Origin of the sequence: Geobacillus sp. DSP4a (genome assembly GCF_013096875.1) — a bacterium.
Taxonomy (GTDB): Bacteria; Bacillota; Bacilli; order Bacillales; family Anoxybacillaceae; genus Geobacillus; species Geobacillus thermophilus.
Window position 1 is genome coordinate 1 of the sequence record NZ_SDLD01000008.1, and the last position, 19,809, is coordinate 19,809.

The window sequence follows — 19,809 nt, forward strand, 5'->3', positions numbered from 1 at the left end:
GACATCCGTTGCACCACAAAGTGAAACGCCGTCGCATCAAGACGATTATTCAGACGGTGATCACGATGGCAGGGCGACTCGTCCGTCGATCACGACAGATCTGGATGAAACTGACGCGAAGGAGTGGGTACAGTATACTCCTACTGAATGTGTATCAAAAATGGAAAGAGGCAAGATAACAAACAGATGTTCGGGTACTCATATCCATCACTCCCCCCTGTACTTTTTTTGTCTCTTTTTTGGTTTGTATCTCCATAAAAGAGGATTTATCTCGTTTTCAAACATGAAAGTGGTGCAGGGAATCATCAAAAAAAGGGATGTATGGATCATATATCCATAGAACTAACACCAAAATCAAAGTTGATTTCCAACCATCACGGATTCAGGGACTGTAAAAGATCCTGACAAAACTCAAAATGGCTATACAGAGGCCATTCCTGGGACGGATCAAATTACTGCTGATCTTGATGTAAGCGGAAGTCCAATTAAAGATGGCTCTGTGGATGAGCCGGGTTCCGGGTCTTATGTCATTATCATAAATGATAATAATAAACTTTATTATCGCGTAAAACTAGTAAATGCGCAACGCGGGGTGCAAACAGAAAATGACAAGAAAGCTGTTGCGGAAGATAATTTGAAACGTTCTGAAGTCCGTTCATAAAAGGTGTTTTACGTAGGTTAGTTTAGAAATGGTAGAGTTAAGTATTTTCCTCTACTCCCTCCTCCTCGCCTCGTTCTTTAACGTTGTCGGGCTGCGGGTGCCGGTCGGGGAGTCAATCATCAGGCCGCGGTCGCATTGTCCGGCGTGCGGACGGACGCTATCGGCGGGGGAGCTCATTCCGGTTGTGTCGTATGTCGTGCAGCGCGGGCGGTGCAAAGGGTGCGGGGGGCGCATCTCCCCCCTTTACCCGGCGATGGAATTGGCCACCGCTGCCTTGTTTACGGCCGCGCCGATGTGGGTCGGCTGGGGCGGGCGGCTCGTTGTGGCGTGGACGTTGATCAGCTTGTTTGCCATCATTGTCGTCTCCGACCTTCGCTACATGCTCATCCCCGACCGGGTGCTTTTGGTGTTTGCCGGTTTGTTTTTGGTTGAACGGCTTGTGATCCCGTTTTTGCCGTGGGCCGATATGCTCCTTGGGGCGGCGGTCGGATTTTCGCTTTTATGGCTGATCGCCGTTTTGTCCAAAGGCGGGATGGGGGGCGGCGATGTGAAGCTGTTTGCCGTGCTTGGGTTTGTGCTCGGTTGGAAAATGGTGTTGCTCGCGTTTTTCTTGGCGACGTTGTACGGAACGGTGATCGGGCTTGTCGGCATGGCGTTGGGCCGCGTGCGGCGCGGCAAGCCGATGCCGTTTGCGCCGGCGATCGCACTCGGGGCGTTGACCGCGTTTTTCTTCGGAGAAGCGATCGTGCGCGCGTATATTTCACTCATGATGTAAAGACGGCAGAAAGGAAGCGGAATGAAGATGGCGTTATGGCGGCGAAAGGCGAAACAGGCGAACATCATCATCAAAGATCATGTCCTGCGCTATGTGGAAGCAAAGCCGGGGCAGCCGCCCGAGGCGAGGCGATGGGGCGAGCGAGCCTTGCCGCCCGGCATCATTCGCGATGGAAAAATCGCCGATCGGGAAACGTTGGCGATGATTTTGGACGAATGTGTTGACGAATGGAAACTTGACGGGCGGCGTGTCCGCTTTGTCGTTCCCGATCCGTTTGTGATGATCCGCCATTTGCCGCTTCCCGCTCATTTGTCGGACGAGGACATACGCGGCTATTTGTTTATGGAGCTTGGTGAATCGATTCCGCTTCCGTTCGCCGATCCGGTGTTTGACTACGTCGTGGCCGAGAGAACAAACGAGGTGCTGAACGTGCTGTTGTTTGCCGCGCCGGAAGAGGCGGTGGCCGAATATGCGGCGCTCTTGGAAGACGCAGGCCTGCGCCCGGTGGCGGCCGATGTGTCCCCGCTTTGCGCCTATCGCCCGTTTTTTGTTGCCGGACAAGCCGCGGCGGACGACCACATTTTGCTTGTCCAGTTTGACGAATCGGCTGTCAATTTGAGCGTCTTCCACCGCCATTTGCCGCAGTTTATGCGCCATGTGCCGCTTGAGGCGCCCGGGGAGCCGACGGCGGCGATCGTCGACCCGTTTATTGACGTGTATAAAGAAATCGAGCGGATGATGAGCTTTTATTCGTTTTCCATCCAGCAAGGAAAACAGCAAATTACGCGCCTCTTCCTCACCGGCGACCATCCGCGGCTTGACGATGTGTTTGCCGTTATGTCAGAGCGGCTTGATGTGCCGCCGGAGCGGCTTTCTCGCTCGATTGATCCGTTGCCGGACCGTTATCATCTCGCCTGGGGATTGGCGTTGAAAGAAGGAATGGCTGACCATGATCGTTGACATCAACTTGCTGCCGCGCAAAGAGCCGCGCCGTGCGGCGGGCGCCGTGCTGGCGGCCTTCGCGGTTTTGCTTCTGCTGCTTGGCGCTGGGGGAGGCTACTGGCTGATGGAGCGTGCGAATCAACGGCTCGCGGCGCTTGAAGGGGAGCTTCGGCAAGTGCGCGCCGAGCAGGCGGCGATGGAGGCGAAGGGAAAAACGACGGAGCAGCAGCAAGCTGAGCAAGAGCTTGCTAAAGCGGTCGAATGGGCGAACCGTTATCCGCTCAAAACGGTGCCGCTGTTGCGTGCGTTGGCCAAACAACTGCCGGAGCGCGGCTTTATCATGAACTTTTCGTATGCTGGTCAAAAGACGGTGACGATGACAGTGCAGTTTGATGCGGCGGAAGAAGCGGCCTATTATTTAGATCGGCTTGAGGAAGTTCATTTGGTCAAAGCCGTCAAATTGACCGGCATCTCGGCCAGCGGCGAAAGCGGCGGGGCAGAGGGGGAAACGATCGTGCCGCGGTATATCGCGCAATATGAGCTGGAACTTCAGCCGACAGGAAAAGAGGGGGACAACGAATGATGGGCCGTTTTGGAAAATGGCCGCTCGTGTTTACCGGGGTGTTTCTTCTTGCCGCTCTTTTGTTTGCCGCTTTCTATGTTTTTGTGCTCATGCCGCGCTACGAACAAATGGATCGGCTCGAGGCGGTCGTACAAAGCGAGAAAAACGTGTTGGCTGCAATGAAAAAGCAGGCGGCGGGGAATCGAGAAGAAACGGCAGAGAGCCTGGCGGCTTTGCAGAGGAAAGTGCCGGTGCGCCCGTTCGCCGACCAACTGTTGCTGACGTTTCAAAAAGCGGAATATATTTCTGACAGCCGGCTATTGAGCGTCAGCTTCGCTGAAGGGCAAGGAACCGGAGAATCTCCTTCGCAAGGGAACGCGAATGGAGCGGAAAGCAAGGCGTCCGGAGACAAGGCGTTGATTCCTCCAAGCGGCATCCAGTCTATTACCGCCCAATTGACGGTGGAATCTCCCTCCTATTATCAGCTTGAACGGTTTTTAGAGGTGCTTGAGCACTCCGAGCGCATTTTGGCGGTGGAAGGATTGACGTTTACCGGCCCGCCGGAGTTGACGTCCACCGCTGTCGACGTGCAACCGCTCGCCTATTCCATCAATGTCCGCGCCTTTTACGCGCCGCAGCTTGAGAAATGGAAGCAGCTCATTCCCATCCGCGATGTCCCTCCGCCAAGCGGTAAAGACAATCCGCTCGTGGAGGTGGCGCCGTCTTCGGACCGATAGAGAGGATGGTGGAAGTCCGATATGCTCATTCGCATGAAGAGGGGAATGACCCTCATCGAGCTCTTGGCTGTGCTTGTGATCATCGGCATTGTGGCGATGATCGTCGGTCTTGCTATGTGGACGGTGATCGACCGTGCGCGCGAGCGGGCGTTTGTTTCCAATGCGTATGGACTATGTCAACTACCCCCACTTAGCTAACGCTTGAAGTGGGGGCTTGCAACTCCCCAGAAGTACAAGCGGACTTCGTCCTCCTTCCTTGACTTGGGGTTGCATCAGGGCAGGTTGACAACTACCCAACGACGCAGGTCATGCCTGCATCGTTACCGATTCTCTCGGTGTGTCTGTTGGCAGTACTTGGCTTCCACACACAACAGACGGATCTACGCTCGATGTTTTACGGTTACAACGTTTCCTGTAACCAACTCCATACATCGAGTAGCCGTTATTGGAGTGCCTTTATTAAACGGTTTTCTCCACGCCTTTATTATATCATACACAAAAGAAAAGGGGAACGCGCATTCCTCTCCCACTTACTCCCTTTGGTCGTTGAAGTGGGAGTCTCCTGCGCGAAATAGGATGAAGCGGCGCGGCTGTATGTCGGCGCGGAAAAAGTGGAGTTTTTGCCAGCCCGTTCTTCTGCCATATTGTTGTATGGCGAATTGGTGGGCAACGGTTTGTTGGATCCAATCGAAGATCCGTTTACCGGAAATGTATTGCCGCCGGAAACAAATCCATCGTACGTGCTTGCCACAAAGCGGGAAGACGGCGGGATTGAGTACGCTGTCTGCTTGAAAGGCGAGACAAAGCAGCTTTGCACCTATGAGGGGCGCGAGCAGCCGATTCCTGTCGAAGCGCTGGGGACGGAGATGATTCGTGACCGATAATGTCGGAAAATGAAGAAAAGAAGCAGGAACAAGGCGACAAATGTCTTGTTCTTTTTTTTTCTCTTTATGGTAAGATAGGCGAAAGAAATCGAAGTGTGAAAAAGGACGGTGGCAAAATGGACAAGCAGCGTCCGGGCATTACGGTGAACATTAACGGACAATCGCGGCCGTTTACCATTGAACAACCATCGGACGAGCAACAGGATGAACCCGGCGGACAGAAGCACAGAGCGGCTTCGCCGGCCGCTTCTTCCGTTGGTGGAACCTCGGTCGGACACCTTTCGCTCAGCCCTCGGCAGGGGGGCAGCCTTCCAGACGGTGGAGACGCAACGGATCGCGGGCGCAACGGCGGACAAGAAACGGAAACAGAAGTGATGGCCGTTGCTGAAAAGGAGGGGGCTGCCGCTATGGAAGCTGATGAACCGATCTTTTCCGTTTCAGAGGCAGTCCCCAAGAAGAAAGTCGGCAAAACGCGCCGGCCGTGGCTGCCGTCGCACGTCAAGCCGCTGTTTCTCGCGGCGGCAGTCGCGGCGCTTGTCGGCATGGCATTTGGCATGGTGATGCTTCGTCTTGTCCCGAAGGAAAAAGCGGAGCCATCGCCGGCGGCGGAAGCGTTGACAGAACTGACGGAGGATGGAGCGGTTTCGGGCAGAGGACGTGCGGAAAGCGAGTTGCCCGCCCCGTTTTCGGTCGATGTCATTCAGGCCGGCGTCTACTCAAATGCGGATTCGGCGGCGCGGGCAGCCGAATCGATTCGACAGGCCGACGTGCCGGTCGTGGTGGCTGGAAAACAGCCGGCGGCTCTCTATATTGCGGTTGGCGCGGATAAGGAAGCGCTGCGGGCGGTCAACGACCAATACCGAGGAGCGGTGCCGAGCACGTACGTGAAGGAGCTGTCGTTTGCGGCCGACACGAAGGCGCGCCGGTCGGATATCGTCCAAAAAGGAGAGGCGCTATACGGAAGCATGGCAGCAGTTTCCGCCGCTTTGCTCGCCGGCAAGGATGTGAGCGACGGGGAATGGAAGGCGCTGAGCAAGGTGTACGGCTCGTTTGAAAAAAGCGAAACACCCAACGACAACACGGTCAAGAAATATGCCGAGTCGCTGAAGCAGGCGTATTTGGCGCTTGTTGCCTACAAGGAGGGGGAGGAAAAAGAGCTGCTGAACAAAACCCAGCAGCTGCTGCTTGAGGCGCTTGCCGTTTACATGGAGTTGGTTCCCCTGCGGAGCTGAACGGCTCCGTTTTTTGTTTTTTCGCCCGCCTGCAGAAATTGCCTTTCACCGCAAAATTTGCTACGATACAAATGAATCTTCCGAACCGAAACGAAGGAAAGGAGAATGACGATGCCCCCACGGTTCGTGCTTGCCTCCCGTTCCCCGCGCCGCAGGCAAATCCTCGAGCTGGCTGGCTGGGCGTTTGACGTGCAGGAAAGCCAGGCCGATGAGACAATCCCCCCCGGAATGCCGCCCGATGCAGCCGTTCAATTGCTGGCCCGCCGGAAAGTGGAAGCGGTCGCGCCGTCTGCGCCCGGTGCCTTCGTTCTTGGCGCCGACACGATCGTCGTGTGCAACGGACGCTTGTTGGGAAAACCGCGCACCGAAACAGAAGCGTTTGACATGCTGCGGCTTTTGTCCGGACGAACGCATGATGTTTGGACCGGTGTCGCGATCGCGGCGCCGCACGGAGAGATTGTGTCGTTCGCTGAAAAAACAGCGGTGACGTTTTGGGAGTTGAGCGATGAGGAAATCACAGCCTACATCGCCACCGGAGAGCCGATGGACAAGGCGGGGGCGTACGGCATTCAAGGACGGGCCGCCTTGTTTGTCAGGCGGATTGAGGGGGATTATTTGACGGTCGTCGGCTTGCCGCTGTCGCGGACGGTACGGGAGCTGCGCCGGCTTGGATGGCCGCCTTACGGAATGGAGACGTGATTGTTTCAGCAAAGGATGTTCAGTCTGGGGCTTCGCCATGGCCGCGAGACGGCATGGGGACGCGATGTGGCCAAGCAGCTGGGCGCCCGCAGCGCGCCAGCCGTTTGGTCGAACAAAAATACGAAAAGGGAGGAATACAATGGCGTGGATGATCCGCGATGTGCCGAAAGACAGCCGTCCGCGCGAACGGCTGTTGTCGTCGGGGCCGGAAAGCTTGGCAGACCATGAACTGCTGGCGATTTTGTTGCGCACCGGAACGAAGGACGAGTCGGTCGTGCAGCTTGCCCAACGCTTCCTTCGCCACTTTGAAGGGCTAAGGCTGCTCAAAGACGCAACAGTGGAAGAAATGACGAATATTAAAGGAATCGGGCCGACAAAAGCGGCGCAAATTTTGGCGGCGTTGGAACTCGGCCGCCGCATCCACCAATCCGGCTACAACGACCGCTATGTGATCCGCTGTCCGGAGGACGGAGCCAAATATGTGATGGAAGATATGCGGTTTTTGTCGCAAGAACATTTTGTTGCGATTTATTTGAATACAAAAAACCAAGTTATTTATCGCAAAACGGTGTTCATCGGCAGCTTAAACGCTTCAATTGTCCACCCGCGCGAAGTGTTTAAAGAGGCGATCAAACGATCCGCCGCCTCTGTCATTTGCGTGCACAACCACCCCTCCGGTGATCCAACCCCAAGCCGCGAAGACATCGATGTCACCAAACGGCTCGCGGAATGCGGCCGCATTATCGGCATCGAGCTGTTGGACCATCTTATCATCGGCGATCAAAAATTCATCAGTCTGAAAGAAAAAGGCTATGTCTAACGGTTCTCATTTTTTGTCGAATCAGTTATAATATCAACTATGAGTTTTTCCGAATCCGTTTAGGCGGTGCTGTACAATTTATAAATGACTGACATCCGACCAATTTGGCCAATAGAAAAATGATAATACGCATTTCGTTTCGGAAAGGAAGATCAACGATATGTTTGGGATTGGAACGAAAGATCTTGGGATCGATTTAGGGACAGCGAACACGCTTGTTTATGTCAAAGGAAAAGGGATCGTCTTGCGCGAGCCGTCCGTCGTCGCCATTCAGCGCGACACGAAGCAAATTGTTGCGGTCGGCAACGAGGCGAAAAACATGATCGGGCGCACGCCGGGCAACATCGTGGCGCTTCGTCCGATGAAAGACGGCGTCATCGCCGATTATGAAACGACGGCGACGATGATGAAATATTTCATTCGCAAGGCCGTCAAAACGAAAGGGTTGTTTGCCAGCAAGCCGTATGTGATGGTATGCGTGCCGTACGGCATCACGGCCGTAGAGGAGCGGGCGGTCATCGATGCGACGCGCCAGGCCGGAGCGCGCGACGCCTATACGATTGAAGAGCCGTTTGCGGCTGCAATCGGCGCTAACTTGCCGGTATGGGAGCCGACTGGCAGCATGGTCGTCGACATCGGCGGCGGCACGACCGAAGTGGCGGTCATTTCGCTCGGCGGCATCGTGACGAGCCAGTCGATCCGCATTGCCGGTGATGAAATGGATGAGGCGATCATTCAATACATCCGAAAAACGTACAATTTGATGATCGGAGAACGGACGGCGGAGGCGATTAAAGTCGAGATCGGCTCAGCCGGAAATCCGGAAGGAATCGGAAACATGGAAATTCGCGGCCGCGACTTGCTCACTGGGCTGCCAAAAACGATCGAAATCAGCGCCGAAGAAGTGGCTGAGGCGCTGCACGATACGGTCTATGCGATCGTCGAGTCGGTGAAAAACACGCTCGAAAAAACGCCGCCGGAGCTGGCGGCCGACATTATGGACCGCGGCATCGTCCTGACGGGCGGCGGAGCTTTGTTGCGCAATTTGGACAAGGTCATCAGCCAAGAAACGGATATGCCGGTCATCGTCGCCGAAAATCCGCTCGACTGCGTGGCCATCGGCACAGGAAAAGCGCTCGACCACATCGACTTGTTCAAAAACAAGGCGAGAGACCATCGCTGACAGCAAGAAGGTGCCGACGCATGCCACAGTTTTTCGGAAATAAGCGCCTCATTTTTTTGCTTGTCAGCATCGTCATTCTCGTCATGTTGATCGGGTTTTCGCTGCGCAGCCGCGAAGAGTTGACGTGGCCGGAGCAGTTTGTGAAAGACACGGTTGGCTTTGTCCAGCTTCTGTTCGGGAAGCCTGCGCAAGTGGTCGCGGGCTTCCTTGAAAATGTGAGCGACCTTCGCCATACATATGAGGAAAATCAATTGCTGAAGGCGAGGCTTGAGGAGTATGCGGCGCTGCAGGCCGAAGTGGAGTCGCTGCGCCAGGAAAACGAACGGTTGCGGGCGCTTCTCGATAAAAAAGAGAGTTTGCGCGATTTTATCCCCATTCAAGCGACCGTGATCGGACGGAATCCAGACCGTTGGCGGGAGACGGTGATCGTCAACAAAGGTGCGCAACACGGGGTGAAAAAAGATATGGCCGTCATTACCCCGGCTGGACTTGTCGGCAAAGTGCAGCATGCTTCCCAATTCACATCCACCGTCCAGCTGTTGAGCGCGCTTGACCAAAACAACCGCATTTCCGCGTATGTCCAAGGAAACGAAAATGTATTCGGCTTAATTGAAGGGTATGACAGCAAACGACGCGAACTGATCCTTGGCGAAATTCCAATTGACGCCAAAGTGAAGGAGAAGCAAAAAGTATTGACTTCCGGCCTCGGCGGCGTGTTTCCAAAGGGATTGCCGATCGGTGAAGTGACGGAAGTCAAACCGGATCAGTACGGGCTGACGCAAGTCATCTATGTCAAGCCGTTTGCCAACTTGTACGATGTGGACGACGTTATGATTGTGAAACGGACGATCGATGCAACACTGCAAGAAGAGGAGGAGGCAAAGTGAACAAGTGGCGTCTCCCTTTCCTTGCGGTGTTATGTTTTGTCAGTGAAAGCATTTTGGTTGATGTATGGCCGAAAGGCGATGTATACATCCGGTATTTTTTTGTTCCCCGCTTTTTTCTCATTTTTTTGGTGCTGATGGCTGTGCACTTCGGCGGAACGCGGGCGATGGGGTACGGGTTTATCTTCGGGTTTCTGTATGACGTCGTCTACACAGAGCTGCTCGGCGTTTACGCGTTTGCCTATGCGCTCATCGCCTATGGAGCGGGCAAAGTGATGAGATGGCTTCACCAGAACTGGCTCGTTCTTTTTTTGTTGTCGTTGTTGGCTGTCGCGGTGCTTGACAGTTATGTGTACGGCATCCAGCTGTTGATCGGACGGACGGATTGGCCGTTTGCCGTCTTTTGGGGGCGCCGCTTATGGCCAACGCTGCTGTTAAACGCCGTGTTTTTGCTCGTCTTTTTGCACCCGCTTGAACGGTGGATGGCAAAAATTCGCCGGTCGGAGCAGGAAGAATAAAAGAGGAAAAACGGCCCGTTTTGTAGAATTATTCGTTGGGGTGAACGTTGTGGCAAAGCAAAAGCAGCAGTACGTGACGATTAAAGGGACGAAAGACGGGCTGACGCTGCAGTTGGATGACCGCTGTTCGTACGAGGACTTGTTGAAAGAAATCGAAGAGCGGCTCATCAAACGCGCCGGCGTTGCGCCAAACAGTCCGCTCGTCTCCGTGCATCTCAAAGTCGGGAATCGTTACTTGACGCCCGAACAAGAAGAGGAGCTGCGCGCGCTCATCCGCCGTTCCAAAAACTTGGTCGTCGATTCAATCGAAAGCAATGTCATATCGAAAGCGGAAGCGCTCGAATGGGTGCAAAAAATGAAAATTTCGGCTGTCCCGCGCATCGTCCGTTCCGGGCAAGTGCTTCATGTCGAAGGGGATTTGCTGCTGATCGGCGACGTCAACCCTGGCGGAACAGTCATCGCCGGGGGGAACATTTTCATCCTCGGCGCTTTGCGCGGCATTGCTCATGCTGGGTATAGCGGGAACAAAGAAGCTGTCATCGCCGCGTCGGTGATGAAGCCGATGCAGCTGCGCATCGGCGATGTGATGAACCGCGCTCCCGACTACAAAACGGACGAAGGAAATGAAATGGAATGCGCTTATGTTGATGAACATAACCAGATTGTTGTCGACCGCTTGCAGCTGCTCATGCATTTGCGGCCGAATTTGACGCGCTTAGAAAGGAGAATGTGACCGTGGGAGAAGCGATCGTCATCACTTCCGGGAAAGGCGGCGTCGGCAAAACGACGACGACCGCGAACCTTGGGACGGCCCTTGCCATTTTGGGGAAGCGGGTGTGCCTGGTCGATACGGACATCGGGCTGCGCAACCTTGATGTTGTGCTGGGGCTTGAAAACCGCATTATTTACGACTTAGTCGATGTCGTCGAAGGGCGCTGCACCGTGCAAAAGGCGCTTGTCAAAGATAAGCGGTTCGAGAACCATTTGTATTTGCTGCCGGCTGCGCAAACGAGCGATAAATCGGCGGTCAATCCGGGGCAGATGAAAGAGCTGATCGAGCAGCTGAAGCAAGAATACGACTATGTGCTCATCGACTGTCCGGCTGGCATTGAGCAAGGATACCGCAACGCCGTCGCCGGCGCGGATGAGGCGATCGTCGTCACGACGCCGGAAGTGTCGGCCGTCCGCGACGCCGACCGCATCATCGGCTTGCTTGAAGCGGAAGAGCACGTCAAGCCGCCGCGCTTGATCATCAACCGCATTCGCAGCCATATGGTGAAAAACGGAGATATGCTCGATGTCGATGAAATCGTCATGCATTTGTCGATCGAGCTGCTCGGCATTATCGTCGACGATGAAAACGTGATCAAAGCGTCGAACCGCGGCGAACCGATCGTGCTCGACCCTAACAGCAAGGCGTCGATCGCTTACCGCAACATCGCCCGCCGCATCCTCGGCGAATCGGTGCCGCTGCCGCCGCTTGAGGAAGAGGAGAAAGGGTTGTTCTCAAAGATTCGAAAAATATTTAGCCTGAAATAGAGGAATGAGGGCAATTCCGGTAGGGAAATTGCCCTTTTTGTTTTGCCCCTCGTCTGTGCCAAGCGCCGCCAAGCTGTGCGAAAAGCCTGCTTTTCACCGCCTTTTGAGTCGCAAACCATCATTTTTCGCCGCCGCGGCTGATCACGTCTGCACCGATGGGCAGATTCAGCGCCGCGAAAAACGCCTGCTCATATTCAAACGGGTTGTCTCATAAACTAGTACAAACGTTGTTAGAAAGGTGGAGGGGGGACGTATGGACCGACGCGTTCGGGAGATGAAAAAACGGATTGAACAGCGGCGGAAAGAGCGCCGTTACCAGGTGCGGGAACGAAGGGAACCGGAGTGGGGGATGGCGGATGAAGAGCGGTACGGGCTGCCGGTCGTTACGTACGACCGCTATTCGTTTGAATCGGGGCCGCACCCGCTGTTCCGCAAAGAGTGGTTTCTTTTTCAAACGCTCATCGCCGCTTGCCTTGTGCTCGTCACCGCCATTTTGTTCAAACATCCGTCCGCTTCGCTCGAGCCGGCCCGGCAGTTTGTCGCTCGGACGATGGAGACGGAATTTCAGTTCGCCGCTGTCTCGGCTTGGTATGAACAAACGTTTGGCGAGCCGCTCGCCTTTTTTGCACCGAAAAAAGAACAAGAAACAAAAACTGCCTCATCATACGCGGTGCCCGCATCCGGCCGCGTGCTGGAGAGCTTTGAAAAAAACGGCCAAGGGGTGATGATTGAAACCGCAAACGGCGAAAGTGTGGAAGCGATGAAAGAAGGGATCGTCACCTTTTCCGGTATGAAAGAGAATCTCGGGAAAACAGTCGTCATTCAGCATGCCGACGGCAGCGAGACGTGGTATGGCCATTTAGGGACGATATCGGTGAAACTATACGATTTTGTCGAAATGGGAAAAGAGATCGGCACCGTCCAAGCGAGCGAAACGGATAACCAAAAAGGGCTGTTTTATTTTGCCATTAAGCAGGGAGATAAATTTATTGACCCCATCCAGGTGATCTCCTTTGAATAAGTATATCGGGCTGCTTGGCAAACTGCACGTTCATCCGTTGTTATGGCTGATCGGCGGCATGGCGGTGCTGACCGCCCATTTTAAGCAGCTTTGTTTGCTGTTTTTTATCGTCCTTGTTCATGAGCTCGGCCATGCGGCGGCCGCGGCGTTTTTTTCGTGGCGGGTGAAACGGATTTTGCTGCTGCCGTTTGGCGGGGTAGCGGAAGTGGAAGAGCATGGAAACCGGCCGTTTCGCGAGGAGTGGATCGTGACGCTCGCCGGGCCGGCGCAGCATCTTTGGCTCGGGGCCGCAGCGTTTTTTTTCTGGAAGGCCGGTTGGATGGATGACGGGAGCTGGGAATTGTTTTTTCGTTATAACGTTGCTGTCTTCGGGCTGAACCTGCTGCCGGTTTGGCCGCTTGATGGCGGCAAACTGTTGTTTTTGCTGCTTTCGTATCGCCGCCCGTTCAGTGAGGCGCACCGGAATATGGTCGCCATCTCAGCGGCGGTGCTCGTTGTCGGCGTGATCCTTTTGCTCGTCGCGGCGCCGCGCCAGTTGGAGTTGTGGGTGATCGCCGCTTTTTTGGCGCATGCTGTCTGGCAGGAGTGGAAGCAGCATCCGTATATCGTGATGCGCTTTTTGCTTGAACGGTATTACGGAAAAAAAGGCGACTATACAAGGCTGCAGACGATCACCGCCTCCGCCGAGGAGCGCATCTCGGCCGTGCTGCACCGCTTTTACCGTGGACAAAAGCATGCGATCGTGGTCACTGGCGGGAGCGGCGAGCGGATGACGCTCGATGAAAATGAGCTGCTGCATGCGTTTTTTGCGGAAAAGCGGACCGATGCGCCGCTAGGTGCACTCATTTATTAAAGCGGCGACCGCCGCTTTTTTGTTGGCTTTTGTGGGGAAAATAGTGGTTGACGATGGGCTGTTTCTATGTTACTATAAATGACATTGTAGACTTTTTGTCCCTTTCGGAAAGGACAAAAGAGGGCGGCTGTCGCAAAAAGACGCACCCGTACTACAACCGCTCAGCGCGGGTTGTGAAGCGTTCCATCCGGAACCGCCTTGACGCTGGCGAGTCTGAGTATTATGAAGGAGGTGCGATGCATGTACGCAATTATCGAAACTGGCGGCAAACAATTGAAAGTGGAAGAAGGCCAAGAAATTTACATTGAAAAATTGGATGCCAATGAAGGCGATACGGTCACGTTTGACAAAGTGTTGTTCATCGGCGGGGAAACGGTGAAAATCGGAAACCCGACGGTCGAAGGCGCAACCGTGACGGCGAAAGTGCAAAAACATGGCCGGCAAAAGAAAATCATCGTCTTCAAATATAAAGCGAAAAAGAACTATCGCCGCAAACAAGGCCACCGTCAGCCGTACACCAAAGTCGTGATCGAAAAAATCAACGCATAAGATGATTCGCGTCACGATTGAACGGGAGGCGGACGGTTGCATTCGCGCGTTTACGATGGAAGGGCATGCCCATTTTGCGAAACGCGGAGAGGACATTGTATGCGCCGGTGCTTCGGCGGTTTCGTTCGGCACGATCAACGCCATTGAGGAGCTCACCGGCGTCCGCCCGAATGTGTCGCTCGGCCAAGACGGCGGCTATCTTCGCTGTGAGCTTCCGGAGCTGGAAGAAGCAGCGACGGCAGAAAAAGTGCAGCTTTTGCTCAAAGCGATGGTCGTCTCGCTGAAGACGATCGAACGCGATTACGGAAAATTCATCCGTGTAACATGGAAGTAGCAGGAGGTGACTGCCATGCTGAGACTCGATTTGCAATTTTTCGCTTCGAAAAAAGGGGTCGGTTCGACGAAAAACGGCCGCGACTCGATCGCGAAACGCCTTGGCGCGAAACGCGCTGACGGCCAATTCGTCACGGGCGGCTCGATTTTGTACCGCCAACGCGGAACGAAAGTCCATCCGGGCTTGAACGTCGGCCGTGGCGGCGATGACACGCTGTACGCCAAAATCGACGGCATCGTCCGTTTTGAACGGCTCGGCCGCGACCGCAAACGCGTGAGCGTCTATCCGGTCAGTCAAGAAGCGTAATATTGTTTCGAAAAACTCTAACCGTGGCGGTTAGAGTTTTTCTTTTTCCCCTCGAAAAACCGCTCCCGTTCGCTGTCAGAAAATGCTATAGTAAAAGTAAACTGTCCTCTCTAAAAAGGGAGAAGGAAACAACAGGCGGCGCGGGAAGCTGCGCTGCATTGAATAGGGGAGCGTTGCATGGAAAAGCGATGGACTGTCGTCGAAGTGATGCGCCATGCCCGCCATGACTGGCTGAACAAAATCCAGCTCATTAAAGGCCATTTGGCGCTCAATAAAGTGGAGCGGGTGCAAGAAATCATCAACGGCATTATCGGCGAAGCGCAGCAGGAAACGCGGTTAACGAACTTAAAGGCCGAACGGTTTGCTGAGCTGATGATGACGTACAACTGGGAGCCGCACCCGATTTTTCTTGAGTATGAAATTGTCGGCGGCGAGGCTGATTTGTCGCCGTATGACGAACAATTGAGCGAATGGTGCCGCCGGTTTTTTCGTCTGCTTGAGGCGCAGGCCGATGAGCAGGCGGAAAACCATTTATGCGTGACGATTGAGATTGCGGATGGGCGGGTGGGGCTCTTTTTTGACGGCCGCGGCGCATGGCGGGATGGTGATGCCATTCGCGCCTGCCTCGAGCGCTGTGAGCCATCAGCACCGCTTCGGCTCGTGTCGTTTGCTGTCGGGGCGGACGAATTGACGGTGGAGCTCGAGCTGCCGCTCGGCTCCGGGTCGCCTTATTGGTAAGCACATATTGACAGCATTGAATTGGCTCTGTATACAATAATAAATATTAGCTACACTCATTTTGTCATGATGGAAGCGAATCGGAGGAACAGCCATGTTTGTCGATCAAGTGAAAATTTATGTAAAAGGCGGGGACGGCGGCAACGGCATGGTCGCGTTCCGCCGGGAAAAATACGTCCCGAAAGGCGGTCCGGCCGGCGGGGACGGCGGCAAGGGCGGCGACGTCGTCTTCGTCGTGGACGAAGGGCTGCGAACGCTAATGGATTTTCGCTACCAGCGCCATTTTAAAGCGCCGCGTGGCGAAAACGGCATGTCGAAAAACCAGCATGGGAAAAACGCGGAAGACCTGCTCGTCAAAGTGCCGCCTGGGACGGTCGTTATCGATGCCGATACAAATGAGGTGCTCGCCGATTTGACGGAAGCCGGACAGCGGTTTGTCGTCGCCAGAGGCGGGCGCGGCGGGCGCGGCAACACCCGGTTCGCGACTGCGGCCAATCCGGCGCCGGAAATCGCCGAAAACGGCGAGCCGGGCGAAGAGCGAAACGTCATTTTGGAATTGAAGCTGCTTGCCGATGTCGGGCTTGTTGGCTTCCCAAGCGTCGGCAAATCGACGTTGCTGTCGGTTGTTTCCGCCGCGCGGCCGAAAATCGCGGAATATCATTTTACAACGCTTGTGCCCAACCTAGGCGTTGTCGAAACAGAAGACGGCCGCAGCTTTGTCATGGCCGACTTGCCGGGGCTGATTGAAGGCGCCCATCAAGGGGTGGGGCTTGGGCATCAGTTTTTGCGCCATATTGAACGGACACGCGTCATCGTCCATGTCATCGACATGGCGGCGGTGGAAGGACGCGACCCGTATGACGATTACGTCGTCATCAACGAGGAGCTGAAGCAATACAACTTGCGTTTGACGGAACGGCCGCAAATTGTCGCCGCCAATAAAATGGACATGCCAGGTGCCGAAGAAAACTTGCGCCGCTTCAAAGAGAAAGTCGGCGAGGCGGTGCCGGTCTTTCCAATTTCAGCCGCGACAAGGCAAGGGGTGCGCGAGCTTTTGTTTGCCATTGCGGATTTATTGGAAACAACGCCGGAGTTCCCGCTCCATGAACCGGAAGAGCCGGCTGTGCAGCGCGTCGTCTATAAGTATGAGAAAGAGAAGCCGCCGTTTACGATCACCCGCGGCAGCGACGGAGCGTTTATTCTATCTGGCGATAAAATCGAAAAGCTGTTGAAAATGACCGATTTCTCGCGTGAAGAATCGGTGCGCCGCTTCGCCCGCCAGCTGCGAGCCATGGGGGTGGACGATGCGCTGCGCGAGCGCGGGGCGCAAGACGGCGACACCGTCCGGCTGCTCGATTACGAGTTTGAGTTTGTCGACGACTGGGATGAACGGTAAAAAGCGGGGGAAGGTGCGGTGGAGAAAAAATTTTACTTGGTGCGCGAAGATGTCCTGCCGGAAGCGATGAAAAAAGTCGTGCTGGCTAAGCAGCTGCTTGAGCGGAAAAAAGCCGCCTCGGTCGCCGAGGCGGCGCAACTTGCGAACATCAGCCGCGGCGTCTTTTACAAATACCGCGACGCCATTTTTCCGTTTCAGGCGGTGACGAAAGAAAATATCGTGACGTTGTTTTTCCATTTGGAAGACCGCTCGGGCACGCTGTCACAGCTGCTTGGCGTCGTGGCGGCGGCCGGCTGCAACGTGTTGACGATCCACCAGACGATCCCGCTGCAAGGGCGGGCGAACGTGACGCTTTCCGTCAGTACGAACGATATGCATGAAGACATCGATGACCTGTTGGGGAAGTTGAGAAGGCTTGAATTTGTCGAAAAAGTGGAAATTGTCGGTTCAGGAGTGTATTAAAGCAAGGGAGAGGCAAACGAAATGAAAATCGGCTATTTAGGACCGAAGGCGACGTTTACCGAAGCGGCGGTCGCGGCGCTGTTTCCGTCGGAGCCGCGCGAGCCGTACAATACGATTCCCGACTGCATCGACGCCGCCGCCGCTGGGGAAATTAAGGCGGCCGTTGTGCCGCTTGAGAATGCATTGGAAGGGTCGGTCAACTTAACGCTCGATTATTTGATTCATGAACAGCCGCTGCCGATCATCGGCGAAATTGTCGTCCCAATCGAGCAGCATTTGCTTGTGCACCCGTATCATGCCCCACACTGGCGCGAAGTGAAAGAGGTGTACTCGCACGCACACGCCATCGCCCAATGCCGCAAATTTTTACATACGGTGCTCAAAGGCGCCAGTCAAGTGCCGATGACATCGACGAGCGCTGCCGCCAAATTTGTGAGCGAACACCCCCACTTGCCGGCGGCCGCGATCGCCAACCGGCTCGCTGCCAACGAATATGGGCTGGTGATCGTCCAAGAGAATATTCACGACTATGACTACAACCATACGCGCTTCATCGTTGTCAGCCGGCGGAATGAGCCGCTTTCGCCCAACTCGCCGCTTTATGCCGGCGACAAAACGACTGTCGTTGTGATGTTGCCGCAAGACCATCCTGGCGCGCTCCATCAGGTGCTGTCGGCGTTTGCCTGGCGGCGGCTCAACTTGACGAAAATCGAATCGCGCCCAGCGAAAACGGGCCTTGGAAATTATTTCTTTATTATTGACATCGACGCGCCGATGGATGACGTCCTCATCCCGGGGGCGATCGCCGAAATCGAAGCGCTCGGCTGCACGGTGCAGCTGTTGGGCAGTTATCCATATTATTTTGCCTAAAACAGTGAAAAACGCGAACGGTGTGTTCCTGTCCGCGTTTTTTTTTCTTTACGTGCATGCGGTTTCCGTTTAGGCTTCAATTAAAAAGCCGGCTTGTTTCAAAGCGCGGCAGGCGGCATCCAGTTTCAGCGGCGAGTCGGCCTCAAGCGTATGCAAATGCGTCCCATCCGTCAGCTGGAGCAAATACGACGATTTCGTCGCTTCGATTTTGGCGATAAACTGGTCCACTTCCAGGCGGTTGCTGACCATGATCGACGCGGTCAAGTCGCCGTAGACCGGATGTTCGATTTTGACGTCTTTCACCGTCACGCCGCAGTCCACGAGCAAATACAGCTCTTCTTTCGTCCGCTCGGGCGTATGGAAGCAGGCGACCGTTCGCGTATACGTTTTGGCCGGCTCAGCCGGCTTTAAATACAGATATCCTTGGCTTGTCGCGATAATCGGTTCGTTGCGCGCCTTTAACAGCGAAATGTCTTGGACGATCACCTGGCGGCTGACGTTCGTTTTCGCCGCCAACTCGGCGCCGGTAAGCGGTGTGTCGCTTTCTTTCAGCCACTGCAAAATGAGCTGACGCCTTGCTTCCCCTAAAATTTTCTTTTCCTCCTTCATCCTGTCCATCCCCCCTTTTGCGGCAAGATCATCTGTTCGAGCGTGGATACGAGTTCGTCAATGTCAGATTGTGTCGTCGCCATGCCGAAGGAGATGCGGACGAACTGCTTCGCTTCTTCCGGCGTTTTTCCGACGGCGAGCATCGTCCGCGACGGCGCCTGCTGTCCAACCTGGCAGGCGCTGCCGGTGGAAATGGCGATGCCGGCGCGGTTGCATTCGAGCATCACCAGCTGCCCGTCCAACCCGTTAACGGTCAAACCGACAATGTGGGCGAGCCGGTAGTCGGGATGGCCTTCGACCGTGATCGGCAGCTGTTTGACGGTGATGGCGTCAAGCAGCCGGCGGCGCAGCCGTTCGAAGTGCGCTTGCTCGCTTTCCATCCGATCGTACAGCTGCTTTGCGGCTGTGATGAAGGCGGCGATGCCCGGCACGTTGACCGTTCCCGGGCGAAAGCCGGATTCATGCGTCGCTCCCCGAAACACCGGACTCCAATGGCGGCGCGGATCGATATACACCGCTCCGACGCCTTTCGGCCCGTACACTTTATGGGCGGACACCGAGATGCTGTCAATCGCCATGGCTTTGACGTCTAGCTGTATTTTAGCAAAAGTTTGGACGCAATCGCTATGGAAAAGGACGCCGCGCGCCCGCAGCAGGCGGCCGATGTCGGCAAGCGGCTGGGTGGTGCCGATTTCCGAGTTGGCGTGCTGGATGGAAGCGAGAATCGTCTGCGGCGTGATCGCCCGCTCCAAATCTTCGAGACGGATGCGTCCAAAACGGTCGACCGGCAAGTAAGTGACACGGTACCCCTCTGTTTCCAACTGTTTGAACAGATGATGGAGAGAGGCGTGCTCGATTTCCGTCGTAATCAAATGATTTCCGTTCTGCCGGCGGGCGGCGACGAGCGAACGGACCGCGAGCACGTTCGCTTCCGTGCCGCCGCTTGTGAAATACACCCCTTCCGCTTCTCCGTTAATCATGGCGGCGAGTTCGCGCCGGCATAAGGTGAGCAGTTGTTTTGCTTTCGTTCCGACGTCATGCAGGCTGCTTTCGTTGCCAAAATAAACAGCTGCTGCTTCGGCGTAGGCCGCAATGGCTTCTTGGCACATCGGTGTAGTCGCTGCATAGTCCAAATAAATCATCGTTTCCCGCCTCACTTCATTTTTTTCAGCAAACCTCTTGCCATTAGTTTAAATGTGTGTAAATATAGATGTCAAGACAGGTGAAAAGAAAGG

The 19,809-nt window shown here is 55.0% G+C and carries 24 protein-coding genes, 2 pseudogenes and 1 other annotated feature; of the genes and pseudogenes, 24 read left to right on the forward strand and 2 right to left on the reverse strand.

Annotated elements, in window-relative coordinates; translation table 11 throughout:
* From ETC02_RS04300 to pheA, 24 genes and pseudogenes are all read left to right on the forward strand, one after another.
* A pseudogene (locus tag ETC02_RS04300) lies at nt 1-179 on the forward strand (IS1380 family transposase); the annotation flags it as partial.
* A gap of 510 nt (nt 180-689) precedes the next feature.
* On the forward strand, nt 690-1,436 hold the full coding sequence (locus ETC02_RS04305; RefSeq protein ID WP_171698086.1) for a prepilin peptidase: 747 nt from the start codon (nt 690-692) through the stop codon (nt 1,434-1,436).
* 21 nt (nt 1,437-1,457) lie between these two features.
* Nucleotides 1,458-2,396, forward strand: coding sequence for a type IV pilus biogenesis protein PilM (gene pilM, locus ETC02_RS04310; RefSeq protein WP_015375504.1), 939 nt, complete (start codon nt 1,458-1,460; stop codon nt 2,394-2,396).
* The gene (locus ETC02_RS04315; protein ID WP_013144607.1) at nt 2,386-2,961 is read left to right on the forward strand and encodes a fimbrial protein; all 576 of its coding nucleotides are present in this window, start codon (nt 2,386-2,388) and stop codon (nt 2,959-2,961) included. Before pilM ends, ETC02_RS04315 begins: the two co-directional genes overlap by 11 nt.
* Nucleotides 2,958-3,677: a hypothetical protein gene (locus ETC02_RS04320; protein ID WP_063211558.1), complete on the forward strand. Its 720-nt coding sequence runs from the start codon at nt 2,958-2,960 to the stop codon at nt 3,675-3,677. Before ETC02_RS04315 ends, ETC02_RS04320 begins: the two co-directional genes overlap by 4 nt.
* 21 nt (nt 3,678-3,698) lie before the next feature.
* On the forward strand, nt 3,699-3,875 hold the full coding sequence (locus ETC02_RS04325) for a type II secretion system protein (RefSeq protein ID WP_253264083.1): 177 nt from the start codon (nt 3,699-3,701) through the stop codon (nt 3,873-3,875).
* A gap of 380 nt (nt 3,876-4,255) precedes the next feature.
* Nucleotides 4,256-4,561 (forward strand): annotated as a pseudogene (locus ETC02_RS04330) (pilus assembly protein PilE); the annotation flags it as partial.
* A 116-nt stretch (nt 4,562-4,677) separates the two neighbouring features.
* Nucleotides 4,678-5,793, forward strand: coding sequence for a hypothetical protein (locus ETC02_RS04335; protein WP_063211562.1), 1,116 nt, complete (start codon nt 4,678-4,680; stop codon nt 5,791-5,793).
* Nucleotides 5,794-5,904: 111 nt separating this feature from the next.
* Nucleotides 5,905-6,492: a Maf family protein gene (locus ETC02_RS04340; RefSeq protein ID WP_050367614.1), complete on the forward strand. Its 588-nt coding sequence runs from the start codon at nt 5,905-5,907 to the stop codon at nt 6,490-6,492.
* 139 nt (nt 6,493-6,631) lie between these two features.
* Complete coding sequence (gene radC, locus ETC02_RS04345; RefSeq protein WP_050367613.1) at nt 6,632-7,312, forward strand: RadC family protein; 681 nt, start codon at nt 6,632-6,634, stop codon at nt 7,310-7,312.
* A 160-nt stretch (nt 7,313-7,472) separates the two neighbouring features.
* Nucleotides 7,473-8,495, forward strand: a complete 1,023-nt coding sequence (locus tag ETC02_RS04350) for a rod shape-determining protein (protein WP_171698087.1) — start codon at nt 7,473-7,475, stop codon at nt 8,493-8,495.
* Between the two features lie 20 nt (nt 8,496-8,515).
* Complete coding sequence (mreC, locus tag ETC02_RS04355) at nt 8,516-9,382, forward strand: rod shape-determining protein MreC (protein WP_047818804.1); 867 nt, start codon at nt 8,516-8,518, stop codon at nt 9,380-9,382.
* Nucleotides 9,379-9,897: a rod shape-determining protein MreD gene (gene mreD / locus ETC02_RS04360; protein WP_050367612.1), complete on the forward strand. Its 519-nt coding sequence runs from the start codon at nt 9,379-9,381 to the stop codon at nt 9,895-9,897. Before mreC ends, mreD begins: the two co-directional genes overlap by 4 nt.
* Before the next feature lie 40 nt (nt 9,898-9,937).
* Nucleotides 9,938-10,630: a septum site-determining protein MinC gene (minC, locus tag ETC02_RS04365; protein WP_033010588.1), complete on the forward strand. Its 693-nt coding sequence runs from the start codon at nt 9,938-9,940 to the stop codon at nt 10,628-10,630.
* 2 nt (nt 10,631-10,632) lie between these two features.
* A complete protein-coding gene (gene minD, locus ETC02_RS04370; RefSeq protein ID WP_033010585.1) occupies nt 10,633-11,436 on the forward strand; it encodes a septum site-determining protein MinD in 804 nt (267 codons plus the stop codon).
* A 253-nt stretch (nt 11,437-11,689) separates the two neighbouring features.
* A complete protein-coding gene (locus ETC02_RS04375) occupies nt 11,690-12,457 on the forward strand; it encodes a M23 family metallopeptidase (RefSeq protein WP_044744812.1) in 768 nt (255 codons plus the stop codon).
* A complete protein-coding gene (locus tag ETC02_RS04380; protein ID WP_050367611.1) occupies nt 12,450-13,310 on the forward strand; it encodes a M50 family metallopeptidase in 861 nt (286 codons plus the stop codon). Before ETC02_RS04375 ends, ETC02_RS04380 begins: the two co-directional genes overlap by 8 nt.
* A gap of 145 nt (nt 13,311-13,455) precedes the next feature.
* Nucleotides 13,456-13,535: a sequence feature (ribosomal protein L21 leader region), on the forward strand.
* A 15-nt stretch (nt 13,536-13,550) separates the two neighbouring features.
* Complete coding sequence (gene rplU / locus ETC02_RS04385) at nt 13,551-13,859, forward strand: 50S ribosomal protein L21 (protein ID WP_033010949.1); 309 nt, start codon at nt 13,551-13,553, stop codon at nt 13,857-13,859.
* A 1-nt stretch (nt 13,860) separates the two neighbouring features.
* Nucleotides 13,861-14,193 (forward strand): ribosomal-processing cysteine protease Prp, encoded by a 333-nt coding sequence (locus ETC02_RS04390; protein WP_033010951.1) that lies wholly within the window; start codon nt 13,861-13,863, stop codon nt 14,191-14,193.
* Between the two features lie 15 nt (nt 14,194-14,208).
* Nucleotides 14,209-14,499 (forward strand): 50S ribosomal protein L27, encoded by a 291-nt coding sequence (gene rpmA, locus ETC02_RS04395; protein WP_008881065.1) that lies wholly within the window; start codon nt 14,209-14,211, stop codon nt 14,497-14,499.
* 177 nt (nt 14,500-14,676) lie between these two features.
* Nucleotides 14,677-15,237 carry a sporulation initiation phosphotransferase B gene (locus ETC02_RS04400; protein ID WP_033010953.1) on the forward strand — a complete coding sequence of 187 codons (561 nt, stop codon included), beginning with the start codon at nt 14,677-14,679 and terminating at the stop codon, nt 15,235-15,237.
* A gap of 94 nt (nt 15,238-15,331) precedes the next feature.
* Nucleotides 15,332-16,633 carry a GTPase ObgE gene (gene obgE, locus ETC02_RS04405; protein ID WP_033014266.1) on the forward strand — a complete coding sequence of 434 codons (1,302 nt, stop codon included), beginning with the start codon at nt 15,332-15,334 and terminating at the stop codon, nt 16,631-16,633.
* 18 nt (nt 16,634-16,651) lie between these two features.
* On the forward strand, nt 16,652-17,095 hold the full coding sequence (locus ETC02_RS04410; RefSeq protein ID WP_033010955.1) for an ACT domain-containing protein: 444 nt from the start codon (nt 16,652-16,654) through the stop codon (nt 17,093-17,095).
* A gap of 21 nt (nt 17,096-17,116) precedes the next feature.
* Nucleotides 17,117-17,965: a prephenate dehydratase gene (pheA, locus tag ETC02_RS04415; protein WP_050367610.1), complete on the forward strand. Its 849-nt coding sequence runs from the start codon at nt 17,117-17,119 to the stop codon at nt 17,963-17,965.
* Between the two features lie 69 nt (nt 17,966-18,034).
* Here the strand turns inward: pheA and ETC02_RS04420 are convergent, their stop codons facing one another.
* The gene (locus ETC02_RS04420) at nt 18,035-18,574 is read right to left on the reverse strand and encodes a transcription repressor NadR (protein ID WP_033010958.1); all 540 of its coding nucleotides are present in this window, start codon (nt 18,572-18,574) and stop codon (nt 18,035-18,037) included.
* The gene (locus tag ETC02_RS04425) at nt 18,571-19,716 is read right to left on the reverse strand and encodes an IscS subfamily cysteine desulfurase (protein ID WP_044744842.1); all 1,146 of its coding nucleotides are present in this window, start codon (nt 19,714-19,716) and stop codon (nt 18,571-18,573) included. The genes ETC02_RS04420 and ETC02_RS04425 overlap by 4 nt, the downstream gene beginning before the upstream one ends.
* Between the last annotated feature and the right edge of the window lie 93 nt (nt 19,717-19,809).

Excerpts from the sequence above, each read along its gene's own strand:
- ETC02_RS04305 (WP_171698086.1), top strand. The coding sequence starts at position 690 with ATGGTAGAGTTAAGTATTTTCCTCTACTCCCTCCTCCTCGCCTCGTTC.
- pilM (WP_015375504.1), top strand. The coding sequence starts at position 1,458 with ATGAAGATGGCGTTATGGCGGCGAAAGGCGAAACAGGCGAACATCATC.
- ETC02_RS04315 (WP_013144607.1), top strand. The coding sequence starts at position 2,386 with ATGATCGTTGACATCAACTTGCTGCCGCGCAAAGAGCCGCGCCGTGCG.
- ETC02_RS04320 (WP_063211558.1), top strand. The coding sequence starts at position 2,958 with ATGATGGGCCGTTTTGGAAAATGGCCGCTCGTGTTTACCGGGGTGTTT.
- ETC02_RS04325 (WP_253264083.1), top strand. The coding sequence starts at position 3,699 with ATGCTCATTCGCATGAAGAGGGGAATGACCCTCATCGAGCTCTTGGCT.
- ETC02_RS04335 (WP_063211562.1), top strand. The coding sequence starts at position 4,678 with ATGGACAAGCAGCGTCCGGGCATTACGGTGAACATTAACGGACAATCG.
- ETC02_RS04340 (WP_050367614.1), top strand. The coding sequence starts at position 5,905 with ATGCCCCCACGGTTCGTGCTTGCCTCCCGTTCCCCGCGCCGCAGGCAA.
- radC (WP_050367613.1), top strand. The coding sequence starts at position 6,632 with ATGGCGTGGATGATCCGCGATGTGCCGAAAGACAGCCGTCCGCGCGAA.
- ETC02_RS04350 (WP_171698087.1), top strand. The coding sequence starts at position 7,473 with ATGTTTGGGATTGGAACGAAAGATCTTGGGATCGATTTAGGGACAGCG.
- mreC (WP_047818804.1), top strand. The coding sequence starts at position 8,516 with ATGCCACAGTTTTTCGGAAATAAGCGCCTCATTTTTTTGCTTGTCAGC.
- ETC02_RS04375 (WP_044744812.1), top strand. The coding sequence starts at position 11,690 with ATGGACCGACGCGTTCGGGAGATGAAAAAACGGATTGAACAGCGGCGG.
- rplU (WP_033010949.1), top strand. The coding sequence starts at position 13,551 with ATGTACGCAATTATCGAAACTGGCGGCAAACAATTGAAAGTGGAAGAA.
- ETC02_RS04390 (WP_033010951.1), top strand. The coding sequence starts at position 13,861 with ATGATTCGCGTCACGATTGAACGGGAGGCGGACGGTTGCATTCGCGCG.
- rpmA (WP_008881065.1), top strand. The coding sequence starts at position 14,209 with ATGCTGAGACTCGATTTGCAATTTTTCGCTTCGAAAAAAGGGGTCGGT.
- ETC02_RS04400 (WP_033010953.1), top strand. The coding sequence starts at position 14,677 with ATGGAAAAGCGATGGACTGTCGTCGAAGTGATGCGCCATGCCCGCCAT.
- obgE (WP_033014266.1), top strand. The coding sequence starts at position 15,332 with ATGTTTGTCGATCAAGTGAAAATTTATGTAAAAGGCGGGGACGGCGGC.
- pheA (WP_050367610.1), top strand. The coding sequence starts at position 17,117 with ATGAAAATCGGCTATTTAGGACCGAAGGCGACGTTTACCGAAGCGGCG.
- ETC02_RS04420 (WP_033010958.1), bottom strand. The coding sequence starts at position 18,574 with ATGAAGGAGGAAAAGAAAATTTTAGGGGAAGCAAGGCGTCAGCTCATT.
- ETC02_RS04425 (WP_044744842.1), bottom strand. The coding sequence starts at position 19,716 with ATGATTTATTTGGACTATGCAGCGACTACACCGATGTGCCAAGAAGCC.